The sequence below is a fragment of the uncultured Methanobrevibacter sp. genome (assembly GCF_902801725.1).
In the GTDB taxonomy this organism is placed as follows: Archaea; Methanobacteriota; Methanobacteria; order Methanobacteriales; family Methanobacteriaceae; genus Methanocatella.
In genome coordinates, this window is record NZ_CADCJB010000002.1 from 1 (window position 1) to 25,405 (window position 25,405).

23 protein-coding genes, 1 tRNA gene and 1 pseudogene are annotated in these 25,405 nt (G+C 33.4%); 9 read left to right on the plus strand and 16 right to left on the minus strand.

Annotation, left to right across the window (positions count from 1 at the left end; translation table 11 throughout):
• The 3 genes and pseudogenes from QZV68_RS00380 to QZV68_RS00390 form a co-directional block, all read left to right on the plus strand.
• Positions 1–1,019: pseudogene (locus tag QZV68_RS00380) on the plus strand (V-type ATP synthase subunit B); the annotation flags it as partial.
• A 28-nt stretch (positions 1,020–1,047) separates the two neighbouring features.
• The gene (locus QZV68_RS00385; protein ID WP_296877488.1) at positions 1,048–1,734 is read left to right on the plus strand and encodes a V-type ATP synthase subunit D; all 687 of its coding nucleotides are present in this window, start codon (positions 1,048–1,050) and stop codon (positions 1,732–1,734) included.
• Between the two features lie 147 nt (positions 1,735–1,881).
• Positions 1,882–2,031, plus strand: a complete 150-nt coding sequence (locus QZV68_RS00390) for a hypothetical protein (RefSeq protein ID WP_296877489.1) — start codon at positions 1,882–1,884, stop codon at positions 2,029–2,031.
• On the opposite strand, the gene QZV68_RS00395 is transcribed toward QZV68_RS00390, so the two are convergent.
• From QZV68_RS00395 to dnaG, 5 genes are all read right to left on the minus strand, one after another.
• Complete coding sequence (locus tag QZV68_RS00395; RefSeq protein ID WP_296877491.1) at positions 2,015–3,187, minus strand: ATP-grasp domain-containing protein; 1,173 nt, start codon at positions 3,185–3,187, stop codon at positions 2,015–2,017. The genes QZV68_RS00390 and QZV68_RS00395 overlap by 17 nt on opposite strands.
• A gap of 29 nt (positions 3,188–3,216) precedes the next feature.
• Positions 3,217–3,288 (minus strand) — tRNA-Gln (locus tag QZV68_RS00400).
• Positions 3,289–3,348: 60 nt separating this feature from the next.
• On the minus strand, positions 3,349–3,735 hold the full coding sequence (locus QZV68_RS00405) for a DUF1284 domain-containing protein (protein ID WP_296877493.1): 387 nt from the start codon (positions 3,733–3,735) through the stop codon (positions 3,349–3,351).
• A gap of 47 nt (positions 3,736–3,782) precedes the next feature.
• Positions 3,783–4,385: a biotin transporter BioY gene (locus QZV68_RS00410; protein WP_363136734.1), complete on the minus strand. Its 603-nt coding sequence runs from the start codon at positions 4,383–4,385 to the stop codon at positions 3,783–3,785.
• 224 nt (positions 4,386–4,609) lie between these two features.
• Positions 4,610–5,851: a DNA primase DnaG gene (gene dnaG / locus QZV68_RS00415; protein WP_296877498.1), complete on the minus strand. Its 1,242-nt coding sequence runs from the start codon at positions 5,849–5,851 to the stop codon at positions 4,610–4,612.
• A 446-nt stretch (positions 5,852–6,297) separates the two neighbouring features.
• On the opposite strand from dnaG, the gene QZV68_RS00420 reads away from it, so the two are divergent.
• From QZV68_RS00420 to QZV68_RS00430, 3 genes are all read left to right on the plus strand, one after another.
• Positions 6,298–7,041: an RraA family protein gene (locus QZV68_RS00420; RefSeq protein ID WP_296877500.1), complete on the plus strand. Its 744-nt coding sequence runs from the start codon at positions 6,298–6,300 to the stop codon at positions 7,039–7,041.
• Positions 7,042–7,152: 111 nt separating this feature from the next.
• Positions 7,153–7,440 carry a Gar1/Naf1 family protein gene (locus QZV68_RS00425; RefSeq protein WP_296877502.1) on the plus strand — a complete coding sequence of 96 codons (288 nt, stop codon included), beginning with the start codon at positions 7,153–7,155 and terminating at the stop codon, positions 7,438–7,440.
• Positions 7,441–7,457: 17 nt separating this feature from the next.
• The gene (locus QZV68_RS00430; protein WP_296877504.1) at positions 7,458–8,417 is read left to right on the plus strand and encodes a transcription initiation factor IIB; all 960 of its coding nucleotides are present in this window, start codon (positions 7,458–7,460) and stop codon (positions 8,415–8,417) included.
• Between the two features lie 46 nt (positions 8,418–8,463).
• On the opposite strand, the gene QZV68_RS00435 is transcribed toward QZV68_RS00430, so the two are convergent.
• From QZV68_RS00435 to QZV68_RS00445, 3 genes are read right to left on the minus strand one after another with little or no spacing between them, the layout of a single operon-like run.
• Complete coding sequence (locus QZV68_RS00435) at positions 8,464–10,362, minus strand: MJ1255/VC2487 family glycosyltransferase (protein WP_296877506.1); 1,899 nt, start codon at positions 10,360–10,362, stop codon at positions 8,464–8,466.
• Positions 10,363–10,411: 49 nt separating this feature from the next.
• Positions 10,412–11,299, minus strand: coding sequence for a DMT family transporter (locus QZV68_RS00440; protein WP_296877508.1), 888 nt, complete (start codon positions 11,297–11,299; stop codon positions 10,412–10,414).
• The gene (locus tag QZV68_RS00445) at positions 11,296–12,375 is read right to left on the minus strand and encodes a hypothetical protein (protein WP_296877510.1); all 1,080 of its coding nucleotides are present in this window, start codon (positions 12,373–12,375) and stop codon (positions 11,296–11,298) included. The genes QZV68_RS00440 and QZV68_RS00445 overlap by 4 nt, the downstream gene beginning before the upstream one ends.
• A gap of 42 nt (positions 12,376–12,417) precedes the next feature.
• On the opposite strand from QZV68_RS00445, the gene QZV68_RS00450 reads away from it, so the two are divergent.
• Together QZV68_RS00450 and QZV68_RS00455 are read left to right on the plus strand one after the other, a co-directional pair.
• Positions 12,418–13,227, plus strand: coding sequence for a sulfite exporter TauE/SafE family protein (locus QZV68_RS00450; RefSeq protein ID WP_296877512.1), 810 nt, complete (start codon positions 12,418–12,420; stop codon positions 13,225–13,227).
• 85 nt (positions 13,228–13,312) lie between these two features.
• Positions 13,313–14,602 (plus strand): TIGR02710 family CRISPR-associated CARF protein, encoded by a 1,290-nt coding sequence (locus QZV68_RS00455; RefSeq protein WP_296877514.1) that lies wholly within the window; start codon positions 13,313–13,315, stop codon positions 14,600–14,602.
• Positions 14,603–14,646: 44 nt separating this feature from the next.
• On the opposite strand, the gene QZV68_RS00460 is transcribed toward QZV68_RS00455, so the two are convergent.
• From QZV68_RS00460 to QZV68_RS00495, 8 genes are all read right to left on the minus strand, one after another.
• Positions 14,647–14,853, minus strand: coding sequence for a hypothetical protein (locus QZV68_RS00460; RefSeq protein WP_296877516.1), 207 nt, complete (start codon positions 14,851–14,853; stop codon positions 14,647–14,649).
• Positions 14,854–14,880: 27 nt separating this feature from the next.
• Positions 14,881–15,726 carry a hypothetical protein gene (locus tag QZV68_RS00465; RefSeq protein ID WP_296877518.1) on the minus strand — a complete coding sequence of 282 codons (846 nt, stop codon included), beginning with the start codon at positions 15,724–15,726 and terminating at the stop codon, positions 14,881–14,883.
• A 1-nt stretch (position 15,727) separates the two neighbouring features.
• On the minus strand, positions 15,728–16,051 hold the full coding sequence (locus tag QZV68_RS00470; protein ID WP_296877520.1) for a YbjQ family protein: 324 nt from the start codon (positions 16,049–16,051) through the stop codon (positions 15,728–15,730).
• An 8-nt stretch (positions 16,052–16,059) separates the two neighbouring features.
• Positions 16,060–16,251, minus strand: a complete 192-nt coding sequence (locus QZV68_RS00475) for a DUF2116 family Zn-ribbon domain-containing protein (RefSeq protein WP_296877522.1) — start codon at positions 16,249–16,251, stop codon at positions 16,060–16,062.
• A 14-nt stretch (positions 16,252–16,265) separates the two neighbouring features.
• Positions 16,266–17,054, minus strand: a complete 789-nt coding sequence (locus QZV68_RS00480) for a TatD family hydrolase (protein WP_296877524.1) — start codon at positions 17,052–17,054, stop codon at positions 16,266–16,268.
• A gap of 8 nt (positions 17,055–17,062) precedes the next feature.
• Entirely contained in the window at positions 17,063–17,740 is a 678-nt protein-coding gene (gene pyrH, locus QZV68_RS00485) for a UMP kinase (protein ID WP_296877527.1), read from the minus strand.
• Positions 17,741–17,867: 127 nt separating this feature from the next.
• The gene (locus QZV68_RS00490) at positions 17,868–18,551 is read right to left on the minus strand and encodes an MIP family channel protein (RefSeq protein WP_296877529.1); all 684 of its coding nucleotides are present in this window, start codon (positions 18,549–18,551) and stop codon (positions 17,868–17,870) included.
• A gap of 62 nt (positions 18,552–18,613) precedes the next feature.
• On the minus strand, positions 18,614–19,744 hold the full coding sequence (locus tag QZV68_RS00495; protein WP_296877531.1) for an adhesin: 1,131 nt from the start codon (positions 19,742–19,744) through the stop codon (positions 18,614–18,616).
• 462 nt (positions 19,745–20,206) lie between these two features.
• On the opposite strand from QZV68_RS00495, the gene QZV68_RS00500 reads away from it, so the two are divergent.
• A complete protein-coding gene (locus QZV68_RS00500) occupies positions 20,207–25,183 on the plus strand; it encodes a hypothetical protein (protein ID WP_296877533.1) in 4,977 nt (1,658 codons plus the stop codon).
• Positions 25,184–25,405 lie beyond the last annotated feature (222 nt).

Sequence of the window (25,405 nt, forward strand, 5' to 3'; positions counted from 1 at the left end):
ACTGGTATCTCTACCATTGACGGAATGAACACATTAGTAAGAGGACAAAAACTTCCTATTTTCTCAGGATCTGGTTTACCTCACAACGATTTAGCTGTACAAATTGCAAGACAAGCTAAAGTATTAGGTGCAGACGATGAGTTTGCAGTAATTTTTGCTGCTATGGGTATTACAAACGAAGAAGCAAACTTCTTTATGAGAGATTTCGAACGTACTGGAGCTTTAGAAAAATTAACAGTATTCATGAACTTAGCAGACGACCCTGCTATTGAAAGAATCTTGACTCCAAAAATGGCTTTGACTACTGCTGAATACTATGCATTTACATTAGGTATGCAAGTATTAGTTATCTTAACTGATATGACCAACTACTGTGAAGCATTAAGGGAAATTTCAGCAGCAAGGGAAGAAGTACCTGGAAGAAGAGGTTATCCTGGATACATGTACACTGACCTTGCAGGTATTTATGAAAGAGCAGGACGTATCGACGGTAAAGAAGGTTCCATTACTCAAATGCCTATCTTAGTTATGCCTCAAGACGATATTACTCACCCAATTCCTGATTTAACCGGTTATATTACCGAAGGACAAATTGTATTAAGTAGGGAAATCTCAAGGAAAGGTATTTATCCTCCTGTAGACGTACTTCCTTCACTTTCTCGTTTGATGAGTGGTGGTATCGGTGGAGACAAAACTAGGGATGACCACAGTGGTGTATCTGACCAACTTTATTCCACAGTGGTGTATCTGACCAACTTTATTCTGCATATGCAGAAGGTCGTGAATTAAGAGACCTCGTTGCGGTTGTAGGGGAAGAAGCACTTACTGAAAGGGATCAAAAATTCTTAGAATTTGCTCAAGCATTCGAAGACCAATTCATTACCCAAAGTAAAGATGAAGACAGAACTATCTTTGAAACTTTAGATCTTGGTTGGAGTTTACTTAAAATCTTACCTAAAACTGAACTCAAAAGGGTTAAAGAAGAATTTGTTGAACAATACCTTCCAAAAGATGACTAGTCTCATTACAGTATATGTAGGTGATTAAATGGCACAAGATATTATAGATGGAATTAATCCAACTCGTATGGAATTATTGTCCCTTAAAAATAGGACAAAACTTGCTGTTAAAGGGCATGGTTTGCTTAAAGAGAAAAGGGATGCTTTAATTAAAGAGTTTTTTGATATCTTGGATCGTGTCAAAGGTATTCGTGAAAATGCAGAAAAAAGTCTAAACGAAGCAAATGATGCTTTACTTGAAGCTCAAATTGCAATGGGTGATTTAGCTGTTAGAAAAGCAGCTTTATCTGTAAAAGAATCCATTGATGTTGATATTACTTCAAGAAGTGTTATGGGTGTTGCAGTACCTGTTACAAATGTCAAAATGGAAGAAAGGTCTATTATTGACAGAGGTTATGGATTCTCTGACACCACTATTCAATTAGACGAAGCTGCTAAAAAATTCGAGGAATCTGTTAAGTACTTAATCGAACTCGGTGAAGTGGAAAAAACAATTTTCTTACTGGCTGAAGAAATCGAAGCTACTAAACGTAGGGTTAATGCTTTGGAACATATTATGATTCCAAGATTCCAAAATACTGAAAAGTATATTGATATGAGACTCCAAGAAATGGAAAGGGAAAACTTCGTAAGATTGAAAATGATTAGATCCACTATTGAGAAGAATGAAAAAGCGGCTGCTGAAGCTGAAGCAGCTAAAAATGTAGAAGCTTAAATTTTTCTTAATACTTCTCATTTTCTTCTATTTTTTTATTATTTTTTAATTGAAGCTTTAAAATTAGTTTATTTTTAAAAAAAGTTTATTTGTTTAATTTATTGTAAAATTTTTTTTTACTAGAAATTTCGAGAAATCGGTGTTAAAATGAAAAGAAATCCAATTGACCAATATATGAAAGACCCAGATAATAAAGCTAATGTATTTATTTGGATTACTCGTGCAATGATTATTACTACTTTAATGATAACAATCGGAGCAATTTTATTTATTATGCATCTTATTGGTCTTTTTTAGCTATGCTATTTACTTTTTCACTGGTGAATTCTACTTTTTCATATAATTTTTCAAAACTTTCATCTGCATCGATGATTGTCAGCAGAGGTTCTGATTTTTCGGTGATTGAGCCTATGTGAGGCAGGTCATAAATGTTGTCCAGGTCAATTTTTTCATATTTCATTCTGGCTGGTGAATAGATTATTTTTTTGTAGGCATATCGTTTTGCCTTTGGAATTTCAACAATTTCTCCTTGACATGCCCTGATATGTGCATCAAGCATATTGATTCCCAATGATTTTTCAATGCATTCAAATGTTCCCTGAAGTCTTGGATTTATTTCAATGACATATAGTCCATTCTCATTAAGGATGTAGTCAACACCATTTGATCCTGTCAGTTTGAATTTTTGAGCTAGATTTTCGGATGTGGCAATCATGTCTTTATTTATTTTGCCGATGTCTTTGACTTTGCTCATTATTGACTCTTTTGTTAATGGCAGAATATTCCCAACATATACGAAACTACTGTTTTTTTCAAAGTCGTTTATTGTCAGCAATCTTGAGTTCATTATTGTTTTTGCACTTTTTTCATTTGCAAGAACCGATGAACTCAAGCTGATGCCGTCTACATATTCTTGAAGGATGAATTCATTGGTGTTAAATTGAATATCTCTATCATTATCCAATACATTAATACCATACCCTCCACTTCCTTGCACAGGTTTTAAAATAAATTGGGTGTCCGGGTAATTCCTACATATCTCATCAGCTTCACCTATATCATTTATACTAAAAGTCATAGGAGTTAAAAATTCATCTTTGATTTTTTTGTAAAATTTGTATTTGTCCTCAATATTTCCCACATCATGGTTTCCCAAAATCTTTCTTTGATCCTTTTTTGAAAACTCTGATGGGGAAATGCCTGAAATGGGTATGATGTAGTCTACCTCATCAATATAATCTCTTGAAATTTCTAAAATGCTTTGGCTATCGAATCGGTCTTCAAAAATTCCACAGCTTTCTCCATCTTCCTCCTTTAGAATGATTTTCTGATTTTTGATGGTTGGAGTATCTGAAGTTGAAAAATAACTTGTGGAATAAATCGTATAATCTAGCTTTAAAGCACTGTTAAGCATACTTCTTGTATCAATTCCAATAAGTAATAGCTTTTCCATAAAATATCAATAAAAATAGTTAATTGAAATAGTCCCGAGCGGAGTCGAACCGCCGTCTCCGGGTCCAAAGCCTAGAAGGATTACCACTACCCTACGGGACTATATTTGTTGTATTACAACATTTAATATATATTTATCATGTAGTATTTAAAAGTATCGGTTCATAGATTTTGATAAAACAAACATTCATCATGCCACATGCAGTTATAACATATTTCTCTCACGCTTTCCTTTGAATTAAAAATATTTTCAACCTGGTTAAATAAATCCAAGCTATTATATTCTTTTGTTGTATCTAAATGAGTCAATACTTCATTATCCATTGAGATAATTCTTTCATTTGCCGATTTGTCTTGACATAAATTATTTTTTAAATTGGGACATGACCTGCAGATGTCATCAGGGGAGTTTGTAAGCAAAACTGTGGTGCCTTCTGATTTTCTTTCATTGTTAATTTTTGTCATGTTTTTGACAAAATTTTCATCATATCCATATCCTTGAAAGCCCTGGAGGCATAGTAGATGATGGCCTCTTAAAACTAGTTTCATAATATCAAATATAAAATAAATAAAAAAAGAAAAGGTGTATAACCTTTTTAGTCTTTTGGTAAAAATATCTTGGATACTGAAGCAGCACCTAATATTTTAACAATATCTCCAGCAATGAATGGAACAAGACCCATCATCAAAAGGTCATAAATACCTAATGGGGTTCCTGCAAAACTGGACCATAATGCAAGACCTGCAAGTCCTGGAATGTAAATTAATGCGAAGTTTGCAACGCCAATTACAACAACCATTTTTTTGAAACTGCGTGCATCAGCATATTTGTCCCTAATTGCTCCGATGAAGTAGGATGCAATTATGAATCCAATTAAAAATCCACATGTGGATCCTAAGAATGTTTCAAGACCTCCGGTCATTCCTCCAAACCATGGAACAAATGCAATACCTAAAACAACATATAATACTTGGCTTAAACATCCATATTTTTTACCTAAAAGTAAACCAGAACACAACACTGCGAAAGTTTGTGCAGTTATAGGAACTGGAGTCCATGGGAGTGGAATAATAAGCTGAGCCATTATACCGGTTAAGCATGCCATCATTAATGACATAAGTATTTTAGTTGCAGTACTAGCATCGTCAATTCTTTCGAAAATATTTTTTCTAGTACTATAATAATTATCCATATTGATATTCATTTTTATCCTCCAATTTCTAAATCCTATAGTATATTTGTTAATTGTATTATATATTATTTTTGAAATTCAAATTATTTTATTGTATTAAAATTAGTGAAGGTAATATAAAATTGCTTAATTGCCATGTTTTGAATTTTTAACAATTAATTTAGAAAAAAAAGTTTTTTTAAAATAAGTAAATGTGGAAATAGAAAGTCTATTTCCTTAAATATTAATGATTAGTCTATAGTTATTAATTTCACGTCTTGTGGTTTTTTAACTATATTCATTGATTTGAAAGCAACCAATTTTTTAATTCCTTTTTGGGAAGCCACATCAACTAATCTTTGGCTGATTACTCCATCGAATATGACACTGTCGGCAGTTCCTTCAATTCCTTTGATTTCTTCGTAGATATTTTCTACTTCTACCTCTTTTGTCATGTTCAATGCTTCATCCAATATGGCTCCACTGCCGGTTCCTTCAAATTCTTTTAACATATCTTTCATTAAGCTGACTTCATCATCTTCGACAGCCGGCTCTTCAACAACTTCTTCACGAGGAGTGAATTTTTGATGTTTTTTGGAATTTTTATTTTGATATTTCTTATGGTTGTCCTTTTTGGAACCGTGTGAATCGTTCAAAATGTTGTAGGTTGCTAAAAACTGTGCTGTAGGAACTTTATCTCTAAGTGCGACCAGAACTTCATCTTTTTCCAGGTCTTCAACTTCTTTTCCTTTTGGAGCACGTGTAATGTAGTCAACATCACCAATCTGCAAAAGTTCTTTTAGGATGAGTTCTCCGCCTCTGTCACCGTCTACAAATGCAGTGGTGGTTCTTTTTTTACTTAATTCTCCAATTGATTTAGGAACGCTAACACCTTCAACAGCTACGGTGTTTTTAATTCCATATTTAAGTAAATTTAAGACATCACTACGTCCTTCAACTACGATGATTGCATCGGATGTGTGGATACTAGGACCAGCAGGTAAACGATCATCTCCATATTCAGAGATTTCGTGAACTCTCATTGCTTCCCTTACCTCTTCAATCATTTTCATGCTGGCAGGACCAACGCTTTCAACCATGTTTTTGTAAATTTCTTTTGCACGGTTTACGACTTGTTCCCTTTTAACTGCTCTTACGTCTTCAACCTTTAAGGTTTGGATTTCAGCTTCACAAGGTCCAACACGATTGATTGTTTCAAGAGATGCAGCGAGTATGGCTGTTTCAACTCTATCCAAACTGGATGGAATAACAATTTCACCTTTTGCTCTTCCGCTATTGGAATGGATGTTAACTTGAATCCTTCCAATTCTTCCAGTTCTTTGAAGTTCTCTTAAATCTAAATCATTACTTAGTAAACCTTCAGTTTGCCCGAAAACTGCACCAACAACATCAGGTTTTTCAACAATACCGTTGGCGGTAATTTGGGCATGAATTAAATATTTTGTTGTAGTTAATTCTTCACCTTTTCCCATTTTTAAGCCTCCTAAGCTTAATTTAATCGGGATAATTTATGTAATAACTAAAAATTTTTAATTATTTTTAGGCAATAAACTTGCATAAATTATACGATAAACATATTTTTACCTATTATACACTAAAAAAAGAGCCAATACATTTGGAGTGTCACACAATTAAGGGTTTATTAATTCATTCCATATGATTTAATTTGAACGTTTATAAAACTCGCCAATCTTTGATTCCTTAATATTTGATTTTCTCCTTTCTTTGAATTAATTAATAATAATCTGTAATAATGAATAATGTAATAAACTCTATGAGTATATAATAATTTCAAGTATTTTTTCCAATACTTCACTTATTATCTATGGTTAAACTAATATATAAAATATGTTATGTTGGAAAAAATATTTTAACGTAGTCAACAATATATTAGTTATACAAAGAAAATGGTGAGCTGATGTCTGTAACTCCGAAAAATGTGTTAAATAAAAATAAAAATTTAGATAAAAGGGTTAATGTAGAGGATATTAATTTAGATAATGTTACTGTTGATGATTTAAAATTTAATGGAGACAATTATAAGGAACATATCAATTTGTTGTCTTTGCTTGAAAATATTTCAGCATGTCAAATTTCTGATGCTTATAAAGGAATTTCACATCGTTCCGGTACAATCAAATCCATAAAACCAATTAATAATTTGAAGGTGTGGGGAAGCATTTATACGGCTGAAACTACAAGCGATGATTGGGGCACTTCAGCTTTGGCGATTGATGGTGCCGGTGAAGGTGATGTTTTATTTTTCAAAGTCGATAATGAGGATAAGGCTATCTGGGGTGAATTGGCTTCCACCTCTGCAAAAAACAATGGCATTAAGGCAACTGTAATTTATGGATCTGTCCGTGATTTGGACGCATTGCTGTATATGGATTACCCTATTTTTGCATCCAATTTTGTTCCTAATGCAGGTATGGCTCTTGGTTTGGGTACCTTGAATCAACCGATTGAAGTTGAAGGCAATGAAATAAATCCTGGCGATTTCTTCTTTGGAGATGAAAGTGGGATTATTGTAATTCCTAAGGACTTGTTCAATAAGGTCATGGTTTCAGCGCTTGAAGTGAAATTAACCGAGTCACTCATTGTAGATAAATTGGCAAGTGGCATGACTTTAGCACAGATTACAGGCCTCAGTAAAAAATAGTAAAACATTTAAATATAAAACTGAATTTATATATAAATATTACCGATAAGTTTATATATTACATATTTTATAATATATAAACGATACAGATTTGATTTTAAGTTTGATTATATGAAATTCTTAGGAAATAGTTTGCATATTGCAAATTCTGGAAAACTAATAGCTAGGTCTTCTAAAACACCATCGCCTGGTGGAATTGTTTTTGACAGTAATAAAAATAAGATAGGGAAGGTCAGCTATGTTTTTGGACCAACAAAACAACCATACGTTTCTATCCGTTTATTTAAATCAGCAGATAAGAATCGTATTGCGAAAAATTGTGGTGAAAAACTATTTGTATCAAAACCAAAATCCAAAAAACCTAAAAAAAGGAGGATGAAAGCACGACACAAGAAATAACAGAAACTCCTGATCCAATGAGTAGGAGAGCTAGGAGAGAACCAAGGAGAGAAAGAGTTTTTGATGATAATAAACAATCAGTATGTCCTGAATGTGGTTCTGAAGAATTAATTGGAGATTATGAAAGAGCAGAGGTAGTTTGTGCTCGTTGTGGTTTGGTTATTGATGAAAACCTTGTAGACATGGGTCCTGAATGGAGGGCATTCGACCATGAACAAAGGGATAAACGTACAAGGGTAGGTGCTCCAATTACTTACACTATTCACGATAAAGGTTTAAGTACCATGATAGACTGGAGGAACAAGGATATCTACGGTCGTGATATTCCTGCCAGAAACCGTGCCCAATGGTATAGGTTAAGAAAATGGCAAAGGAAAATCCGGATTTCCGGTGCTACCGAAAGAAACTTGGCTTTTGCATTAAGTGAACTTGACCGTGACTCTTCAAGATTAGGTCTTCCAAGAAGTGTAAGGGAAGCAGCATCAGTTGTTTACAGAAGTGCTGTAGATAACAAATTAATTAGGGGAAGAAGTATTGAAGGCGTAGTTGCAGCTTCTTTGTATGCTGCATGCAGACGTTGTAACGTACCTCGTACCTTGGATGAAATTGCAGAAGTATCAAGAGTTACCAAAAAAGAAGTAGGTCGTACTTACAGATTTTTGACTCGTGAGTTAAACATTAAGTTGCCGCCAACTTCTCCGGTAGATTATGTTCCAAGATTTGCATCTGAACTTGGACTTTCTGGTGAAGCACAATCTAAAGCTATTGAAATCATAGAAAAAGCTATGGAAAAAGGTTTAACTTCTGGAAGAGGTCCTACTGGTGTTGCGGCTGCGGCATTGTACATCGCATCAGTTTTACTTGGTGAGAGAAAAACCCAAAGGGATGTTGCAGATATTGCAGGAGTAACTGAAGTTACCATTCGTAACAGATACAAAGAATTAACAGAACAATTAGAAATGGGCGTAACCTTATAATTGCCCAAATGATTAATTAAGATTTTGTCTTGATTAATCTACATTTTTATTTTTTTGAATATTTTTCGATTCTATAAATTAGTTCCTTAATGATTCCATCATTATTGTAATTTTTAACTTTTTCAAGCCTATTTTGATATTTTGGAAGTCGTTTAAGGAATCTTTTGATTTTTGAAGCATTCATTACTTCATGATATTCTCCATAGCCTAGTTTTTGAACATAGAATCCGTTCAATGTTTGCTCAAAGTTTCCTGAGGCTGGAATTGAAAATATCGGTTTTTTAAGATATATTGCTTCAGAAATGAATGTGAATCCTCCATTGCAGATTACAGCTTTTGATGAAGCCAAATCTTCGTAGAATTCATCTTCATTAAATTCTTTAAATGTTAGGTTTCTGTCTTTTTTATTTATGTTGAATCCATAGATAATGAATTTTTCATTTTTCAGTGCTTTCAATTTACCGACAAGTCTTCCACTTTCTTTACTTGTCTGATAAACAATGATATGATCTCCTTTGCTAGGCTTTAATTTTAAGATATCCTCACGTATGACCGGAGGATAAATTACGGCATGTTTTCTGGATTTAATCTTTGGAAAGAAGAAACTTGTTAAAATATGTATTTTTGGTTTTACGACATATGTCTTTATAACTCCCTTTGCCTTAATCATTTCCATAAAATGGTGTTTTGGATAGTCAATTTTTGTTTGTGTCATCATATGGATATTGTCTAAGCTGATTAATGGAATATCCAGGAGTTTTGAAACGGATGTTGCATAAATTTCAAAGTCAGTTACAATCACGTCTGGATGTAGTTGCCTTGCTTTCTTGTATAATATTTCATATCCTGCCCGGATATTTTTAGGATTTCTTTTTAGAGCATTAGCCAGTGTTTTCAGATTATTTACCTTATTGTTGATGTATACTGTATTGAAACCACCAATTTTGTAAACATTATCAAACTTCGAACTTAAATAATTGTAGGCTCTGTCGCTTGAAAAGATATGCACATCATATTTGTCTTTAATTCTGTCAACGATTACGGATGTCCTTATAGCATGACCCATTCCCTCTCCGCAGACACAATAGAACACTACCTTTTTGTTTCGTTTCGCAGTAGTTCTAATTAAATGTCTTCTGGTTGTTTGAATTCTTTGAATTGAATTATCGTAATGTCCTTTAATCCGGTTTATCTGGTCTGCACGATCTTCCAATTTGGATAGTCTTGATGTTGAATCCCTCTCTTTTCCATGGTCAAAAGTATAGTTAAGTTCTTCGGCATCGGTTCTTTTTCCTAAAAAATCATTGACGGTGCTTTTACCATATTGTTTTATGAGTGTTTCAAGACCGTCCTCTTCAAGACGTCTTGTTGAAACTCCAATTTTTGCACTTCTCAATACTTTAAATTTCTCTTTTTTGGATAATCTTTCAATATAATCGGTATCCTCGCCAAATGTTAATGATTCGTCAAAACCACCACATTCGTCGTGCAGTTCTTTTCTTGAAATGATTCCGTAACATCCGGCACCATGAGGTTTTATTTTTTCAGCGCTGATCATGAAATAATTGGCAAAATCATGAAACAGTTTGTCTTCAATCTTTTCTGAAAGAGGCAGCATTTGGGTAATTGCTATTCCAAGCCTTTCCATTCTAAATTCATACAAAACATTTCTCAGGTAATCCTCCGTAAGCTCCAAATCGGAATCTAAAAACAGCAGATAATCACCTTTCGCCACTTCAGCACCTCTATTCCTGCCTATTCCAGGAAGTCCTCCTTCAACTACTACACAACCGTATTCTTCAGCAATTTCCCTTGTTCTGTCAGTAGAATTAGCATCAGCAACTATAATTTCATAATCACTAAAACATTGGCGTTTAATGCTATCCAATAGATTTGGAAGATATTCCTCTTCATTATAGGTAGGTATGATAATGCTAAAAATCATATGTTAAGATTTATTTTTTAAAGTAATAAGTTTTTTTGATTTGCTTATTTCAGTTAATTTTTTCATTTTTTGTCAGCATCATCATTGCAATCATCGTCAGGATAAATCCGCAAAGCATAATTGGTGTTGGAATTTCAGAGTATATTAACAATCCAAATATTAAAGCGGCAACAGGTTCGGCTCCAGAAAGCAATATTGAGGATACTCCTGAATCCATATAATTTAAACTGATGGTTGATAGAATATATGGAAGTGCAAATGAGAATGTTGAATGCAATATCAGAAATATGATTGTTGATGTGGGATTGATTGAAACAAAAGCTGTAATCTGATTAAAATTTGTAAATGGTATTAAAGCAATTGAAATGAAGATTATTGAATAAAATAGGATTGTGTATGTATGTTTTCCTGATTCGATAGACTTTTTTGAGCTCATCAAATAAATGGCCCAGAATACTGCAGCACCAATGCCAGAAATTATTCCGAATAATGAAAAGCTTGCTATATTGTCTTCCAAAATTCCTGTCATAAGAAAACATCCAAAAATGGCCAGAAACATGCAAACCAACTTTTTTTGAGTAATTTTCTCTTTAAATAATACATACGCAAAAATCAATACAAAAATAGGTGCAGTAGAAAGCAGCACTGCAGCAAGAGACAGTGGAATGGTATTCATGGAATTGTTATAGCATAGATTAAGTCCTGTAATACATATGGAACATAATAAAATCAATGGGATGTCTGTTAAGCTGATTTTGAACAGGTCTCTGTTTGATAGGGCTATTGCAATAACTATTGGAATTATTGCTATTGTAAACCTTAGGAAAAGCAGGGTTGTTGAATCTATTCCATTTTGGGTTAATGTTCGAACAAACAGTCCGCTTGACCCAAACATGAATCCTGCTAAAATGGGTAAAAGTGTGTATATTCTTCTCATTGTAATCTTAAGTATGAATAAATGTTCCAGCTAACGGTATAATACTCGCACGAATTGTTCAGGGGTACTTTCAAATCGTTGAGCAGTTCCATTTCATTGTATTGTGAAGTTACATGATAGATTGTCCGGTCATTCTTTTGGCCGATTTTTTCCATCGGAATCTCTCCGAAGGTAATGTTGTCATCCATGTCTGCAATTTCGACGGTATAATGGTCTGTTTCAGCTCCTGCAAAGGCTACTGTAAATCCCATGATGATTATTGCAGCAACGAAAAATGCCCATAAAAATCTGTTGAAAAGGTATCTGCGTTCACTTAGCCCTGCATTTCTGTACGGTGGCTGTATTTCCTCATTTTTATCTAGCATACTTTTATCCTTTAATAGGGTTCCGATAACGTAGGTTGGGTAATAACCATTTCTATAAATATAGTAAAGTCCGGTTATCCCTACAGTTGCAGGAATTCCAAATATTCCACCGTCAATAGCGCCGATTAATAGACAACTTGAGCATAATGCTATCAGAAAGTTTGTGGGCCATGTTCTATTTTGAATTGCCAAAACAAGAGTTACAAATAGGATTGGAATTAGCAAAATTACTAATTTGGCTACATCAGGAACATAAGTATACAATCCCACGCCAGTATTGATGTCAGATTGGATAAATGGTCCCATAATGTTTACTAAAACTTCACCTAATATTGATTTTAACAAATGGGTATGCAGTATGCTTGTTGAACTCATGCCGTGTGTCATTGATGCGAAAATAGTATTCCATCCAATGCCCAATTGCATTCTAAAAATAAGTTCTAAGATTATTCCTAAAGTTAATAAAATAGATCCGAGGGCTATTGATATTTTCAGGTATTTTGTATTGTCAATTTCTTTATTGATGACTTGAGACAATATTAAGAACAATCCCATAAGGCCAAAAAATAGTATGTCCTTTCCTTTTGACGAACCCATTAAAAATAAATGGGTAATAGGTCTTACAATGGGATTAAATATGTTCGTTGCAAAAAGTACTCCTGCAAATATTATAAATAGAAATCCGACTAGGATAGTTTTATTAACTTTCATTACAATAATTTAAGTATTAATAGTTTAAATAAATTGATGTTTATGTTTCCCATAGAATATTTCCTAGGTTTAATGTTAATAGGTATTTGCGCAGGATTTGCATCAGGCCTTTTGGGTGTTGGCGGCGGATTTTTAATTGTTCCTCTGCAATATTTTCTTTTAAAATACATTGGCGTTGAGCCGGATTTGGCAATTTTGATTTCTTTTGGAACAAGTCTGGCTATTATTATTCCAACATCTCTCAGTGGTGCATACAGGCACACAAGAACAATGGACAATATTGTTAAGCCAGGAATCCGATTGGGTATTTTCGGAATAATTGGGGGTGCTATAGGTGGATTTGTTGCTTCAAGCCTGCCGTCTAGAGTGCTGGAGATAATATTCGGTCTTTTACTTTTGTTTGTAACTGTAAATAATGTCATTAACATTAACAAGGAAAGAGAAGAAGCTAGAATACCATTTAATTTAATCACTGCAGGCATAATTGGTCTTTTAGTTGGATTTTCATCAGGTCTTCTGGGTGTTGGTGGAGGAATATTCCTAATAGCTATCCTAACTGCTTTTCTTGGCTTTTCATTGATTGAGGCTATTGGAACCTCTTCGGTATTTATTTGTCTGACGGCAATAGGCGGATTTTTGTCATATATGATTTCAGGTTGGGGAGTAAGTACCTTTCCGTATTCTATTGGTTATGTTAGTATCATTAATTTTGTATTGATTGCAATGTTTTCCGTTCCTTTTGCATCTATAGGGGCTAAAATGGCGCATAAAGTTCCTCAAAAGAAATTGAAAATCATTTTTTCAATTTTGGTATTCTATATGGCATTGAAGATGTTGGGCATTTTGCCATGATTTGTTATTTTTTTCAATATTCCATAACTTTTTTTAATAAAAATACTAAAAATTACATTAGGTTTAATATAATTAATGTGATATTATGAAAAGAAAAGATGTAGTTTTATTCATGATTGTCGGAACAGGTTTCAATGCGGACTCTGAAGATGCCGGATTTAAATTGCTTGCTCAAAAGTTATACTCAACAATTAATAAAATATATCCAAATTACGTGGTATTTTTCGCATCTGATAGGTCTAAAAATACAATCAAATACATTGAGGAATTATTTAAACATGAAAACGATGAATTTGTGGTTGGTGAAGATTATGAGGTTGTCCCTATTAATGCTATTGATGATTTCAACACCTGTTTTGAAGTATTCGAATCAAAATTATGGGAATTGGATATGGATATCACCAAGGAATATCAAATCATAATGGATTATACTTCAGGAACTAAAACAATGTCTGCGGCCATGGCATGCTGCGGAATGTTTTACACTAAAGATTTGATTTCAGTTGGTGGAGACCGCTCTACTGGTGAAGTTTCTGCAGGAACTGAAATCATTAATTACCAGAATCTGTATAAAATTTATGACCGATTGTCATTGATGAGAATCAGGAACTATTTTAACGCAAATCGTTTCATGCCTTGTATTGATATTCTAAATCAGATTGTGGATTTGAGCATTCATAAGGAATCACTTTTGAATCTGTGTAAATCTTATTATTATTGGGATAATATGGATTTGGAGAAGGCTTACTCCTATTTGACAAAAGTCGATATCAATCAGTGGGAATTCCTTGAACTTAAAGTCAAGTTAGAGAAAAATTTAAATGCATTGGGCATCATTGTCAACTCAAGATCTGAAAATCTGAAAAAATGTTATGTCCTTGCAAGTTTGATTAACAATTCTAAAAGAAAAGCAGCAGACTATAAATATGATGATGCCATAGCCCGTTTATATAGGTCCTTTGAATTAATTGCCCAAATTAAATTGCTTAAATATGGCATTGTAAGTTCAGATATAGATGTTTCAGCACTTTTGGAAAAGAATGTGTCTCAAGATTTCATAGCTTATCTGGAAAAAATGCGCGAAGATAACAAAATTAGAATAGGTTTGACAGCAGATTTTCTGCTTCTTAATGAATTGGGCGATGATTTGGGAAAATATTACATGGCGAATGAAAATAAAATCAAAAATTTAACTCAAAAGAGAAATAACTCCATTTTGGCTCATGGTCTGGATTCTCAGTCAAAAGAGGATTTTGATAATTTTTTAGCCATTGTAGTTGATTTGGCTTTAAAATTAGATAAGGATATGAAAAGATTCTTAAATGAAACTGAATTTGCTAAATTTGATTTGAAACTAAAATTCAATCAATTTTAAGTTGAATATTGCCTTATTGATTAATTCAATAAGGCTTTTTTCATTTAAATCAGATGCATTAGTCTGATTATCCAGCTGATTACAAATACTGCAATTGAAAAGAATATCAGGAGCCTGCCATGTTTTTGATATAGTGCTACATCTTTTTTCAAGAAGAATAGTGCTCCTCCATAAATCAAACCAATTAGCGGAGAGATTATTGCGATGATATATCCTATTATTGGAATAATAATTGTTCCTTCGTTTTCCATTTTTTTCCACCTTTTTTCTATTGGGCATTACTGTTCATAATATTCTACATAGATTCCCATTCCTCTTGCGGTAATTTGGATGTTGTCTCCTCCAATACCTATTAAATTATAAGTCATTTCCAAGTCTACAATTCCATTTCCACCGTCATTTTTAATATTTTCGGCCAATTGAATTAAACATTCATCCTTTCCTTCCTTAATATTTGTTAAACATTGTTTTTCATTTAATTCCGGTTCGGGATGAATTATTTTGAGATCTCTTTCTATAAGGATATATGACTGATAAATTCCTACAATCTTATGTTTTCTAGTTTTCATATCTGTGTTTGTTAAGAAGAAAAAATCTAAGCTATTTATTCTCTTGTTGCTTAAGTCTTCATCAAAATTTGGAACTGGTTTAGGTTCTATGTCTGGTCCGTTCCATTTAATGAACTGCTGGTGTCTAATTCTATGTATAATTTTGTGAAATAAATCTTTTATTTTTTTAATTAAATTTGAAATGGCTCCGCCGATTACAACTAAAAAGATATAATTGATTAATGTGGGAAACGCTGCCTGGAGAATAACAACTATTGCTCCTGCGGTAATAAAATTAAATCCTAAAGTTGGATTTTTCAATATAAAACTGTAAAATGTAGTATAGATGAAAAGAATAAAAGCACTTATTGCACCTATATTTCTACCAATGGTCCTGTTAGCAAATATGGTTTCCACATAACCTGCAGCTAATGGTGCAAAAATCAATCCTAAATTCCATCCTACAATCGCTATGTTGTAATATAGAAAGGTTCCATAAACAATGAGTCCCACACTAGTGCCGATGAAAATGCAGAAAATTGAATCAATTATTTTTTTTTTATCTTTACTTTCCATGTTATTCATATTTAATGGCAGTACCGTAAGCGGTTACAAGTATTGTGTTTCCCATGGTACCGCCAAGATTATCGTAAGAAATTTTAAGGCCGATAATTGCATTGGCATCTAAATTTTCGGCTTTTTCAATCATACTGTTCAGGGAGATATCGCGCGCTTTTTTAATTTCTTCTTCATACCGGGATGTTGTTCCACCAACAACATCGCGAACACCTGAAAATAAGTCTTTATAGATATTTGAACCAATCAATGCTTCTCCAGTAACCAATCCTTTGTATTCTATTTTTTCTATATTTTCAAGTGTATTTGAAGATGTTAAAATCATATATATCCCTATTTTACAAAGTTAATTATTGCCCAGACTATTAAAAAGATTGCAATAACAATGTATAAAATAATTCTTGTTCTTCTAGTTTGTTTTAATCTCGCATCCCAGACTTTTTGACAGTCAGGGGAGCATACAAGTTCGTTTAATGGTATTGGGGTCCCACAGATAGGACAATGTTTATGAGGTTCTACTGCCATTTTTTCATCTCCTTTTAAATTTTAAAAAATTCTTTAGTATTTTTAGTAACTTGAACTGCAAGTTCTTCAGCATCAAGACCCATGCATGTTGCAATTGTTTCGAGGATGTGCGGTAAGTATTTTGGTTCATTTCTATTTTTTTTAGGCTTTTTATCAAAGTTTTTAGGTATTAAAAATGGTGCATCTGTTTCAATCATCAATTTTTCAGGAGGAATTACGCTCACTGCTTCTTGCAGGCCTCTTCCTCTTTTCATATCACAGATCCATCCGGTAACACCTATGTAACAACCCAAATCAATGTAGTTTTGTGCTTCTTGTTTTGTTCCAGTAAAACAATGGACAACTGCTTTTTCACTAATGCCGTCATGTTTTTTTAATATTTTAAATAAATCTTCATGAGCTTCTCTTTCATGTAAAAATAAAGGCATATTTAAAGTTTCAGCTAATTCAACTTGTGCTTCAAACCATTTTCTTTGTATGTCTTGTGGTGAAAAATTCCTATTATAGTCGAGACCGCATTCTCCAATGGCTACAACACTTTTGTTTTTAGCAGTTTTTTCTAATTCGTGGATTGTATGGCCATTACAGGTTTTTGCATCATGAGGATGAACACCGGAAGTTGAAAACAATGTTCCGGGGTATTTTGATGCATATTCAGCAGCTATTTGGCTTGAATGCACATTGGTTCCAGTAATTATAAATTGATTTACTCCAACCTTTTTGGCTTCTTCAATTATTTCCTCCTTGTCTTTTCTAAAAGAGGAATGCATAAGATTCAAACCAATGTCGATGAGATTTTCCACAAAATCACCTATTTGTTGATAACTTTTGTACCTACTTCTTCACCATTGACTGCTTTGATGAGATTTTCAGGTTCAAAACCGTTGGTTATGACTGTTTCCAGGTTTGACCTTTTAATCATTTGGACTGCAGTTGTGTCAAAAAATTCATAGGTTCCAGCTTTCACATCTTTTCCACTTAAAAATTCAAGCAGATCGGTTGCTGTAATTTCAGGAACAAGTTCAGCATCATCAAATTTGTTTGGATCCTTGGTATACATTCCATCAACTGAAGTTAAGTTAATTAATTTGTCAGCATTGATGTATTCCGCAAGGATTGCTGATACTGCATCGGTACTGTGGGCAGGTTCTGTTCCGCCCATAACAATGATTTTTCCAGAAGCTGAGAATTCTAAAGCTTCTTGGAAGTTATGTGGAACTCTCTGATATGCTGCATCTCCAAGTGCAGACAATAACAATTTTGCATTAATTCTTGTAACTTCTATTCCAATATCATCGCATTGCGCTTCTCCAGCACCCAAGTCACGAACTACTCCAATATATTCTCTAGCAGGTTTTCCTCCACCTACAACAACAAATAATTCGTGTTCTTTAGATAAATCTTTTAAGATTGCGCTATACTCTTGGAATTTTTTACAATCATATTCTTTCAATAATATTGATCCTCCAATTGCAACAACAATTTTCATAAATTCACCTTATATATAATGTATCAATTCAATATTATTTAAATTTTATAATTCTTGAAAAATTGATGTGAATTTGTGGTGGTGTTTAAATAAAATATAGAATAAAAAAATAGAAAAGTCAGAGGATTTAAGCATCCTCTGAAATTAAGCCTTTGTATAGTAAACCCGCAATTACAGCACCTACGATAGGAGCCAATATGAATACCCAAACTTGTTGGAGTGCTTGGCCTCCTAAGAATAATGCAGGAGCTAAACTACGTGCAGGGTTTACGGAAGTTCCTGTTAATGGAATTCCCATAATATGTACAAATGCTAAGGTCAAACCGATCACGATACCGGCAATTGTTGCATTTTCTGTTTTTTTAGTAACACCGAGAACGGTGAAAACAAATACGAAAGTTAAGATAATTTCCACTATGATTGCACCAACAACATTAAGTCCAACGCTTGATGCTGTTCCGAATCCGTTTTGACCTAATCCTGTTGCAGCATATCCTCCGAGACTTGGGGCGGAGTTAATGATTGCTACGAGGAGGGCAATACCAATAATTGCACCGATACATTGGAAGACAATATACAAGATTAAGTCTTTTGCTTCTAATCTTCCATCAATCCACATACCTATTGATACTGCCGGATTGATGTGACATCCTGAAATGTCTCCTATTACATAAGCCATAGCCACAATAGATAAACCAAAAGCCATTGCAATACCTAAGTTACCTAAAACTGAACCTGCTATGGCAGCACTTCCACATCCAAATAAGACAAGAACCATTGTTCCTATTAATTCTGCGATATATCTTTTCATAAATTTCCCTCTATTTATTGTATTATTGACATTACAATTTTGTTTTTTATTATATTTAATATCTACCTTCTTATCCTTTTATAAACTAGATATATGAGGAATAATGCGAATAAGATTAGTATGAATGGGAACGCATCTAGTAAGATTGAACCATTTACTTTATCGAATTGATATTCTTTTTCAAAGCCCATGTGTGGGGTGTCCGTATGGTTTTGACATATTTTTGCGAAATTGTATAGTAGGTCATAATAACCAATCTTAGCGCCTTCGTAATCAATTGAATCTGGGGCTTGTCCATGTTCATCCATATAATTTCTAACTATTCCTCCCATTTTAAAGTAATCTGAAACAGAATATGATCCTTTTGCTAAAAATGAAACTCCCATAGGGTTTTCAGGTTCATTGTAAGTTTTAGGAACATCCAGACCGTTACCATTTAAGTAGGAACTGGTTTGATATAATAATTGGGGTCCGGTGTATGCTCCAAATTTTCCTTTAAATTCTTTGTCGTCACTGTTTACTAATTCTTTACAAGCGTCTGCCATTCCTTTTGGTGAAATCTTATTTTTAACAACTAACTCATCGCTGAATACTTTTGTGTCATTATCGTGAGTATTAATGATATCTACAATTTCACGGGCAATTTGCTTTGCCATTTCATCATCATAACTGTCCAAAATGCCATCACGGTATTTGTCCGGGAATTCTTTTGCAGGCTGGACATAAAATATTCCTGAATTTCTAAGAAGTTTTCCAGGATCGTGAACACCTGCAAGGTTTTCACTTGTGTAATTGTCATCCCATGCTCTTCTAAGATAATTTGATGAATTGTCTAAGTCATAATCCCCAATATTGACGAAAACAATTTGTTTATTGGAATTTGCACTATAATTTGCTAATTGGATATAGTTTCCTGCATCGGAGGCTGCCAAATCTATACTCACATCACTTGTTACAGCTATTGACCGATAACCCTCACCTGCAGCTGGGGCTTGATTATCAATTACTACTTGAAGTTCTCCACCGCTAAGTTCCTGTACATAGTTTTTGATGGCTGTTATTAATCCTACATCAAAATCGTGGTCAACAATATTGTCTGTTGTAATGAAAACAGTTTTTGTTGCGCTCACGTCCTGTATGACTGGTGCAATAATTAATAATGCCATTATTAGTATTGCAATTTTTCTTTTCATATCTCTTACCTTAACTTTTATTATATTTTTATATCTTTCTTATCAGTAAAATATTTTTTTTCATGAGACCTTTTCATATGTATTTTTGAATCAAATATTTTATTGAAATAATAAATTGTAGTCGTTTTTAAGAAAAAATTTAAATAATTTGGTGTTTAATAATCATTTTGAGGATTTAAAGGAGGTTATCTTTTATTTTAAGGTAAATTTAGCAAGATTTTAAAAAAGTTTATTTTAAGTTATAAAATTATTTTAATTCTAAACTTTGGGCAGATATTTGTTAAAAATGTATTGTGTTAGAAAACTAATGCATAGTTTTTCTAATGATTTTGGAATTATTGTTTAAATTTTATATGGATATTATATTCTTTTTAGGATTTTAATTAAGGTAAAAAGTTTAATTGCTGGTTAATAGCTTTTGTTAATTAATAGTGTTTATCATCGTCCTCATTAGGTGATTAAATGTTGAAAAAAATTCAAAAGATAGCTATTAGCAAAAATTTCTTAATTTCAATGCTGGTTATTTGTTTGATGTGCGGGATATTCATATTGGATAGCAATGATTTATATGCTGCTGAATTAAATGAAACTAGTGATGAAATGGAAATTGGATTAGATGTTGAAGATAAACTGGAAAATTCTCAAAATGAAATGCTCAGTGCAGTAAGTAATCAGGAAAATGAAATTTTAACTGCAAAATCATATACGTTAAACGGAGGCAGTTTTACAGATATTCAAACAGTGGTTGATAAGGCAAGTTCTGGTGATAAGATAATTTTAAAGGGCGATTTTGCATATGCGAATGGTGATGAGGGAGTTGTTATAAATAAGAAACTGACTATAACCTCTTCATCTACGGCTACCCTCAACGGAAAAAACTCAGTAGGAATCTTTTCAATTGAAACTGGGGGTGCAGGCTCAGTTATTAGTAATCTGAAATTCATTAATGGTGATCGATTTAGAGGTGGAGGAATCTTAATTTACGGTAATAATGTTGTTGTGGATAACTGCATCTTTCAAAAAAATCATGCTTCGATTGGCGGTGCTGGAGTAAGTAGTTATTATAACTCCTCAAATGGGGTTAATACAATTGTTAAAAATTGTAAATTTATGTCTAACACTGCAAACATGGCAGGTGGTGCTTTAGGACTATTTGGAAAAAATTCAAAGGTAATAAACTGTTCATTCAATTCCAATTGTGTCATTGATGATGTTGGAAGAGACTGCTATGGCGGTGCAATTCAAATTGGTATGGATGAGCCGAATTGCCTAGGATATGTTATAAACTGTAATTTTACCAACAACTATGTGTCTTCCAAAGTGGGACATACCCACGGTGGTGCAGGATGCATCCGTGATGGTATTGAATATGATGGATGCATTTTCATCGGCAATTCCGCTGATGAGGGAGGCGCATTGACCTATCATGCTTCAGGTAAATTAAACAATTGCATATTCATATCAAACGAAGCTTCAGAATTTGGAGGAGCTTTATCCACTGGACTTGGTTTGTTTCCATCAATGATTTTAAAAATCAACAATTGTTCTTTCCGCGAAAATGAAGCTCCATTGGGCGGTGCAGTTCAATTGCACGGATATAACATTGAAATTGATAACTGTAAATTTGACGATAATTATGCATCCACTTATGGTGGTGCAATAAATATGGAAGCGGCTACTGTCGTTTTAAAAAATTCAAAGTTAACAGGCAACATTGCTGAGATAGATGGTGGTGCGGTTTTCACTAAAGGTAAAAATACTCTAATTACAAATTCATCCTTCAGAAATAACAGTGCAATTCCAGACGTCGACAAGTACATGGAAGGTTTGGGAGGAGCAATTTACGTAAACAGTACCAATACTCACATTGAAAATAATGACTTCTATTACAATACTGCAAGGAATGGCAGTGCTGTTTATTTGGATAAAGCCAGTGAAAAATCAATATTGCTAAAAAATACAATGTTTCAAAATCAGGCATGGGTTTATGCATTGCCTATTTTTGCAAAAAACATTTATTACGGTGATAGCGAAATCATCAAATCCGTTATCCACGGTGGAAACAATATAGCAAGATATAACAATTTGGCTGTTTCAAATGCTATTTACAATGCAGCCAGCTATTCCAAAATTTCAATCGATAACCAAAACCCTGTCAATGGCGCAACCAACGATGGAAGATTATATCAGGATGATCGTGAATACCATATGGAAATTGAACTAACTGTCCAGAAGGATGACGGCACTTTGGTTTATAACAAGATTTTGAAGTCCAATTATCTTGGGGAAGTTTCCGCTGAACTAAGGAATCTGCAGCCTGGAAAATATTATGTGACTGCAAGACACTATGAGGACACATACTATAAGCCAATCCTCAATAGGACAACTTTCACAGTTTCCCCTAAAATAGACAGTAAAATTAGAAAGACTCCTTCCCAGGACAGCTATAATTATGAAGATGTTGTCATGTGGACTTTAAATATTACCAATGCAGGTCCAAATAAGGCAACCGGTGTTGTGGTAAAAGATGTTCTGCCTGATGGATTAATTTATATTCGCGATGACAGTGGCGGAAAATATGATGCAAAAACTGGTGTGTTGACTATCGGCGAATTAGGTGTAGGTCAAGTAAAGATTGTTAATATTTTCACTGTAATAAACAAGACTGGAAAAATATCAAATAAAGCTAGTGTTACATCCAATGAATTTGATATTAATTTAACCAATAATCATGATGAATCCAGTATTGAGGTACCTCCAACATCTGATTTGGAAGTTAAAAAGGTGGTTAATAATACATTTCCAAACTATAATGATCTGGTCAAATGGACTGTAACCGTCAGAAATAACGGGCCTGATGTTGCACACAATGTTGTGGCCAGGGATATTCTTCCTAAATCTCTGATTTGGGTCAGCAATGATGGTAATTACAATCACAATACTGGAATTTGGAATATAGGTAATCTCAACGTTAATCAAGAAATCAAGTTAAATATCATCTGCCGTGTAAACTCAACTGGATTAATCAGAAATGATGTGTCAGTTTCAGCAAAGGAATATGATTATGATTTGTCAAACAATAATGATTTTGAAGTGATTAAAGTTTCTCCTGCTTCAGATTTGTCAATCATAAAGTCTGTTAATGCTTCCAAAGCCAATTACAATGATTTGGTAAAATGGAGATTGGTCGTTTCCAATAATGGTCCAGATGTTGCAACAGGAGTTGTAGTGACTGACATATTGCCTGAAGGATTTGAATATGTAAATTCAATATTGCAAAAAGGCAGTTATGCCAATGGCATAATAAAGATTGATAAACTCTTGGTAGGTGAAAAAGCAACTTTGGATATAATTTGCAAAGTTAAAACTACTGGAAACTTTGTCAATGTTGCAAACATTACTGGAAAGGAATATGATCCTAACTTGTCCAATAATAAGGATAATGAACCTATATCAATTAATCCTGCATCTGATTTGGTAGTTGAAAAAACTGTCAATGAAAGTAATCCTAAGTATAGGGATTTAGTAACCTGGAGTGTTGTTGTCACAAACAACGGTCCTGATATTGCACATGATGTTGTGGCTTATGATGCTCTTCCGAAATCTTTAGTTTGGATTAAAGACAACGGCAAAGGTAAATATGATCCTAAAACAGGCTATTGGACAATAGGCCAATTAAATCCGGATACTTCGGTTCAGTTGGATATTGTCACTTTGGTAAATGGAACTGGCATAGCACAAAATAATGTTTCTGTTAAAGCCCGTGAATATGATTATAACTTGACAAACAATAATGACTCCGACATTATTGAAGTTAATAAATCTGCAGATGTTTCCATTGTTAAAATTGTTGATGATAAGAACCCATATTATGGTTACTTAATCACATGGACTCTAATTGCCAAAAACAATGGTCCGGACAAGGCTACTTCAGTATCCGTTAAAGACATATTGCCTGATGGATTGATATTGGTTGATGCGGTGGCATCTAAAGGATATTATGACAACGGAGTTTGGTATTTATGCTGTTTGGAAAATGGTGAAGAGCAATCACTGGATATCATTTGTGATGTCAATAAAACTGGTAAAATCACCAATTTTGCTTCAATCAGTGCTGAGGAGTATGATTATAATCCTTCAAACAATAATGATAAAGAAACAATAGATGTTCCTTTAACTGTTGATTTGGAAGTTATTAAAAATGTATCCAATAAGAAACCGTACTTTGGAGAAACAATAACATGGTTCATTTCCATTAAAAATTATGGTCCGGATAAAGCTACAAATGTGGTATTGTCAGATTTATTGGATAATGAATTGACTTTCATTAATTATTCCTCATCTGCAGGACAATTTAAGGACAATAGATGGACTATAAATCAATTAAACAGCAAGGAAACAGCATATCTGAATATTACTTGTGTCGTCAATGGTCTTGGTGTGATTTACAATCACGCATCTGCTAATTGCAGTGAATATGATTTGAATGAATCCAATAACAACGATTCTGAATTTATTGACGCGCTTCCGGTAGCTGATTTGTCTGTTATTAAAATTGTCAACATATCTGATCCAAACTATGGAGAACTTGTAAAATGGACAATAATCATTTCTAACAACGGTCCGAATAATGCAAGTGGAGTTCTTGTTAGGGATAGCATGCCTAAAGGATTGACATTAATTAGGGCCAGCGAGTTCATATATTCTGATGGAAGCTGGTATGTTGGTGATTTGCTTGTGGGTGAGCAAAAAGAATTGGATATTATTTGTAAGGTTTCTCAAACTGGAACCTTCAAAAATATTGTAAGCATTCAGGGCAATGAATTCGATCCTGATGTTGACAACAACAATGATGATGAGTCAATTTTTGTTCCTCCTGCCTGTGATTTGATTATAACAAAAACCGCTTCTAAATATAATTATAAAGTTGGTGAAGTTGTAAGATATTCCATTAGATTGACAAATAATGGACCTGATAAGGCTGAAAATATTGAAGTCGCTGAAGTTTCAGATGATTTCTTGGAATTGAAATCATTTAAAGCTTCAAAAGGAAGTTTCAATAAATTATCTCAGACTTGGTCAATCGATGAACTTGCTAAAGGTGAGACTGCTGAATTATTGATTGAAGCAGTAGCAAAAAGTAAAGGAATCCTTAAAAATACTGTTTCAGCAACTAGTGATACATTCGATTATAATCTGGAAAATAATGTGGATGTTGAAAAAGTTAATGTAACTGAAAAGAATAAGATTCCTAAAAAGCCTATTGACAAACATCATACACCGAATAATGATGGTAAAATCACTCATAATGGAGAAAAAATTGATGAAAATTTAAATATGCTTAAAAACAACGCAACTGGTAATCCATTTACATTTTTAGTAGTTGCTATTCTGTTTTCATTAATATTTGCAGGTAACAATTTCTCAAAGAAAAGATAATTTAAAGTAGCTTTTATGCTACTACTTTTTATTTTTTTCAAACGATTTTTCAAAATTTTGCAAGTATCAAAATTATTAATTTTTCCTATAATTATTTTATATTTTTGTTGGCTAAACCCTCGAATTATGCTCCATTTCTCTAAAATAATCAATACATTTATATAAAACTTCAGACAAATATTTGTTTAGATATTGATGTATTGATAATTTTTTTTGAAAAAT

Bases quoted from the DNA above. Each gene is read 5' to 3' on its own strand.
- QZV68_RS00490 (WP_296877529.1), bottom strand. From the start codon at position 18,551: ATGAAAAGATATATCGCAGAATTAATAGGAACAATGGTTCTTGTCTTA.
- QZV68_RS00455 (WP_296877514.1), top strand. From the start codon at position 13,313: ATGAAAAGAAAAGATGTAGTTTTATTCATGATTGTCGGAACAGGTTTC.
- QZV68_RS00460 (WP_296877516.1), bottom strand. From the start codon at position 14,853: ATGGAAAACGAAGGAACAATTATTATTCCAATAATAGGATATATCATC.
- QZV68_RS00465 (WP_296877518.1), bottom strand. From the start codon at position 15,726: ATGGAAAGTAAAGATAAAAAAAAAATAATTGATTCAATTTTCTGCATT.
- QZV68_RS00440 (WP_296877508.1), bottom strand. From the start codon at position 11,299: ATGAGAAGAATATACACACTTTTACCCATTTTAGCAGGATTCATGTTT.
- QZV68_RS00405 (WP_296877493.1), bottom strand. From the start codon at position 3,735: ATGAAACTAGTTTTAAGAGGCCATCATCTACTATGCCTCCAGGGCTTT.
- QZV68_RS00390 (WP_296877489.1), top strand. From the start codon at position 1,882: ATGAAAAGAAATCCAATTGACCAATATATGAAAGACCCAGATAATAAA.
- QZV68_RS00470 (WP_296877520.1), bottom strand. From the start codon at position 16,051: ATGATTTTAACATCTTCAAATACACTTGAAAATATAGAAAAAATAGAA.
- QZV68_RS00430 (WP_296877504.1), top strand. From the start codon at position 7,458: ATGAGTAGGAGAGCTAGGAGAGAACCAAGGAGAGAAAGAGTTTTTGAT.
- QZV68_RS00475 (WP_296877522.1), bottom strand. From the start codon at position 16,251: ATGGCAGTAGAACCTCATAAACATTGTCCTATCTGTGGGACCCCAATA.
- QZV68_RS00395 (WP_296877491.1), bottom strand. From the start codon at position 3,187: ATGGAAAAGCTATTACTTATTGGAATTGATACAAGAAGTATGCTTAAC.
- QZV68_RS00420 (WP_296877500.1), top strand. From the start codon at position 6,298: ATGTCTGTAACTCCGAAAAATGTGTTAAATAAAAATAAAAATTTAGAT.
- QZV68_RS00495 (WP_296877531.1), bottom strand. From the start codon at position 19,744: ATGAAAAGAAAAATTGCAATACTAATAATGGCATTATTAATTATTGCA.
- QZV68_RS00385 (WP_296877488.1), top strand. From the start codon at position 1,048: ATGGCACAAGATATTATAGATGGAATTAATCCAACTCGTATGGAATTA.
- QZV68_RS00500 (WP_296877533.1), top strand. From the start codon at position 20,207: ATGTTGAAAAAAATTCAAAAGATAGCTATTAGCAAAAATTTCTTAATT.
- dnaG (WP_296877498.1), bottom strand. From the start codon at position 5,851: ATGGGAAAAGGTGAAGAATTAACTACAACAAAATATTTAATTCATGCC.
- QZV68_RS00435 (WP_296877506.1), bottom strand. From the start codon at position 10,362: ATGATTTTTAGCATTATCATACCTACCTATAATGAAGAGGAATATCTT.
- QZV68_RS00425 (WP_296877502.1), top strand. From the start codon at position 7,153: ATGAAATTCTTAGGAAATAGTTTGCATATTGCAAATTCTGGAAAACTA.
- QZV68_RS00450 (WP_296877512.1), top strand. From the start codon at position 12,418: ATGTTTCCCATAGAATATTTCCTAGGTTTAATGTTAATAGGTATTTGC.
- pyrH (WP_296877527.1), bottom strand. From the start codon at position 17,740: ATGAAAATTGTTGTTGCAATTGGAGGATCAATATTATTGAAAGAATAT.
- QZV68_RS00445 (WP_296877510.1), bottom strand. From the start codon at position 12,375: ATGAAAGTTAATAAAACTATCCTAGTCGGATTTCTATTTATAATATTT.